The sequence below is a fragment of the Psychroflexus lacisalsi genome (assembly GCF_020164495.1).
Lineage (GTDB): Bacteria > Bacteroidota > Bacteroidia > Flavobacteriales > Flavobacteriaceae > Psychroflexus > Psychroflexus lacisalsi.
In genome coordinates this window covers 1-3723 of record NZ_JAIQYZ010000013.1, presented here as the reverse complement: position 1 = coordinate 3723, position 3723 = coordinate 1, and the positions used below count along the sequence as shown (strand labels likewise).

Here is a 3723-nt window from a genome sequence, read left to right as displayed (position 1 = left end):
CGCCAAATTTTTAAATTTGGCTTATTGAGTAAAAAAGATAATAAGAAAAATTTAAAAATTCGGCTCGTGCTTCATCCGAAACTAATTGTTTAATTTGCACGCTACGAGCCATATACAGGGACGTTAGCAACAACCAAAACAGACCGTAATGCAAAAAATAATATTCATCGGAATTTTAACCTTATTAGTTCAATTTGGTTATTCTCAAGAAAAAATCGAATCAAATCCAACTGAAAAAAATATGAAAAAAACATCAATTTTAGGTTTGAGAACCACAATCTACAAAGTTAGCGACATCGAAAAAGCAAGAGATTGGTATGCAAAAGCATTTGAAACGAAAGCCTATTTTGACGAACCCTATCATGTTGGATTTAATATTGGCGGATATGAATTGGGACTTCAGCCAGAAGAAGGAGCAAAAGGCGAAAAAATAGAAAGCGTTGTTTCATATTGGGGAGTTGAAAAAATCCAAGAGGTTTATGACCGACTTATATCATTGGGAGCAACAGAAAATGAAAAACCTTATAATACAGGTGGAGAAATGATGACCGCAACGCTAAAAGACCCATTTGGTAACGTAATTGGACTGATTTACAATCCGTATTTCAAACTAAAAGAATAACCGATTTTACAATATTCTAAAATTGGAAAATTATGAAAAGAAAGACAAACATAAAATTGGAACTTTCTGATAACGAAAGAACAAATCTGCGAAAGAACAAAATAAAGAAATCCGAAATTTTGGAATATGCTTCTGACGAATTAGCAGTTTTATTAAATGTTTCAGATGTAAGAGCAAAGGAAATTTATGCTTTAGCCGATTTTCAACAAATTCCGTCAATCGGAATTGAATTTGCAAAAGATTTGGTTTTTTTAGGTTATTACAGCATTGAGGAATTAAATGGAAAAAGTGGTGCGGAATTGACTGACCATTATGAAAAAAAGAAAGGTTACAAAACCGACCCTTGCGTGGAAGACCAATTTAGATTGGCAGTTGATTTTGCCAAAAATAAAGATTACTCGAAAAAATGGTGGAATTTCACGAATGAAAGAAAGGAATATAGAACGAAAATTGGCTATCCAAAAGACAGACCAAAAATAAATTGGACAGAAGCATTAAACGTGGAATAAGGCAGTTGCTAACACCGTATAAAATTAATTGCTAGTGCATGCATACTTACGAAAATCCTCGCGGATTTTCTATTCAGTTTGTATTTACTAAATTTATAGCTAAATCAACGCAACTAATCTTATACAATCCCGTTGTGTTTCATACGAGAACGACTTCAAACTAAAATTATAAATGGCGACATTAATTCCTTCTTTTGAAAATATTTTGACTATGAAAGTCAAGCCCGAAGAAGGAGAATTGCACTTATTAAAGTTTTTAAACAAAGAGCTTGATTCTTCTTTCGAGATTTACTTTAACCCATATATGAATGGAGATAGACCCGACATAGTAATTATGCGGAAAGGGTTTGGTGTAATGGTTATTGAAGTTAAAGATTACAATTTAGATTTATACAAACTTGATGACAGAAAAAACTTTGTAATCAAGAGCAATAACGCAAAAACTTCTAAATCCCCAATTTCTCAAGTCTTAAAATACAAAGACAATCTTTATGAACTACACATTGACAAGTTATTAGAGAAAAAAATTAAAGATATTAGAAATTTCAACATAGTATCCTCGGCTGTATATTTTCATAAAGCAAATTCCGAGCAGATAAATGAAATGCTTGTTAAGCCATTCGAAGAAGACAGAAAATATCAAACCTTTTTAAAATATAATATTGACTTAATTGGGCGAGACAATTTGAATCAATTTGATTTAGATAAAATTCTAAAAAACAGATATTTAAAATCTGATAGAACTTCATTTCTATTTACAGATGATATTTATGAAAGCTTTAAGCGATTCTTAAAACCACCTATCCATTTAAAAGAACAAGGAAAAGAAATCAGATACAGCCAAAAACAATTAGAAATCATTTATGAATCTAACAAGAAAGAACAAAGAATTAAAGGTGTTGTTGGATCAGGTAAAACAACAATCTTAGCTGCCAGAGCAGTACAAGCACACAAACGAACAAATGGAAATGTTCTTATTTTAACCTACAATATTACTTTAAGAAATTATATCAAAGACAAAATTAGTGATGTACGAGAAGAGTTCCCTTGGGAAAACTTCGTTATATCTAATTATCATTTATTCATTACATCAGAACTGAACAACCTCGGTATTCCTGTTCAAGTACCAAAGGACTTTAATGAATTGAGCGAAGATGAAAAAGATAATTTCTTTGAAAGTAAATTCTATTCAAATAAAGCACTCTTTCTTGAACGAAAAGAAGATATTAAAACGTATGACGTTATTCTAATTGATGAAATTCAAGATTATAAAAGAGCTTGGATGGAAATAATAAAAGAATGTTTTTTAAGTGAAAATGGAGAATACGTACTATTTGGAGATGTAAAGCAAAACATATACAATAATACAACAGACGGAAAGGATATTTCTACAAATGTCAGAGGTGTAACTGAACTAAAAAATTGTTTCCGTTCAGATTTCAAGATTAAGGACTTAGCAATACATTACCAAAAAGACATTTTTAAAGACAAGTATGAAATTGATAACTTTAACGAAAAAGCAAATAATTTAGAATTTGATTTTGGCAGAAATCAACAAGGTAGCCTAAATTATATACACTTAACAAATACAGATAATGTAGCCAGTTTGTATACAATAATTCACGAAAATGCGATAAATAAAGATGTGCCACCAAACGACATAACCATACTCGGTCATTCAATTTCACTTCTTAAAAAATTTGATGCTTATTACCGCTATTCTTCAAATGAAAAAACAAATACAATGTTTGAAACATTTGAAATGGTTTATCGAATAGGATTGAACTACATTAAACAAAATAATCACCCAATTTGGCTAAAAGACGGAATAGCATTAATAAAACGCCAAAATGATTATAAGACAGATAACGCATTCAATCAACTAAGTGTGCTTTTTACAATCTATGATTTATACAAAGAATATGGCGATAGATTTAAAGATAAACTTGACTTTTATTCTTTAAAATTCAAAACAACAACAAAAGACTATTTAGCATTTCGTGAAAAGTATGAATCTGAAATAAAAGATTTCATAAAAGATTTTGGTCCAAAAAGACAGACCAGCAATCTGAATATGATTAGAAACAATAAAAAAATACACTTTCATATGAATAGTGGAACTGTGAAAATATCGACAGTACACAGTTTTAAAGGATGGGAAAGTGAAACACTTTTTCTAATTCTTGAAAAAAAGTTCACTAAAATGCAAATGACTTTTGACGAGATTCTATATACAGGTATAACAAGAAGTCGAGCGAATTTGGTCATAATAAACTTTGGAAATGAAGAGTATGATAAAAAATTAAGAACACTAATAGACAAAGTGAAATAAAGTACGAAAACACAACAATGTATATAAAAAATAGGCGAATTAGTGCTAAATTCGAGCTTTGTGGCTCGTATCAAACTTTGTGCTTAACCGAAAGTTTAGTACTTCGAAATCACCTACTTTTCATATACTAACCGTTGCATTTAATTGAGACGCCTTTTTGGAACGGATGTAGTTCTGAAGTTAAAAAAGGATGATATGGGCACGCTAGTGCTCAAGTCTTTTGCGATTAGCATCGTGAAAATGTATTTTCAAACGTTGAT

At 30.5% G+C, this 3723-nt stretch carries 3 protein-coding genes; all 3 read left to right on the top strand.

From position 1 onward, the window contains the following. Positions 1 to 148 precede the first annotated feature (148 nt). The 3 genes from LB449_RS13700 to LB449_RS13690 all read left to right on the top strand — a co-directional run bounded on the left by LB449_RS13700 (position 149) and on the right by LB449_RS13690 (position 3463). Entirely contained in the window at positions 149 to 622 is a 474-nt protein-coding gene (locus LB449_RS13700; RefSeq protein ID WP_224455685.1) for a VOC family protein, read from the top strand. Between the two features lie 32 nt (positions 623 to 654). Beyond that, positions 655 to 1131: a helix-hairpin-helix domain-containing protein gene (locus tag LB449_RS13695; RefSeq protein ID WP_224455684.1), complete on the top strand. Its 477-nt coding sequence runs from the start codon at positions 655 to 657 to the stop codon at positions 1129 to 1131. A gap of 172 nt (positions 1132 to 1303) precedes the next feature. Beyond that, a complete protein-coding gene (locus LB449_RS13690) occupies positions 1304 to 3463 on the top strand; it encodes a nuclease-related domain-containing DEAD/DEAH box helicase (protein ID WP_224455683.1) in 2160 nt (719 codons plus the stop codon). Positions 3464 to 3723: the final 260 nt, after the last annotated feature.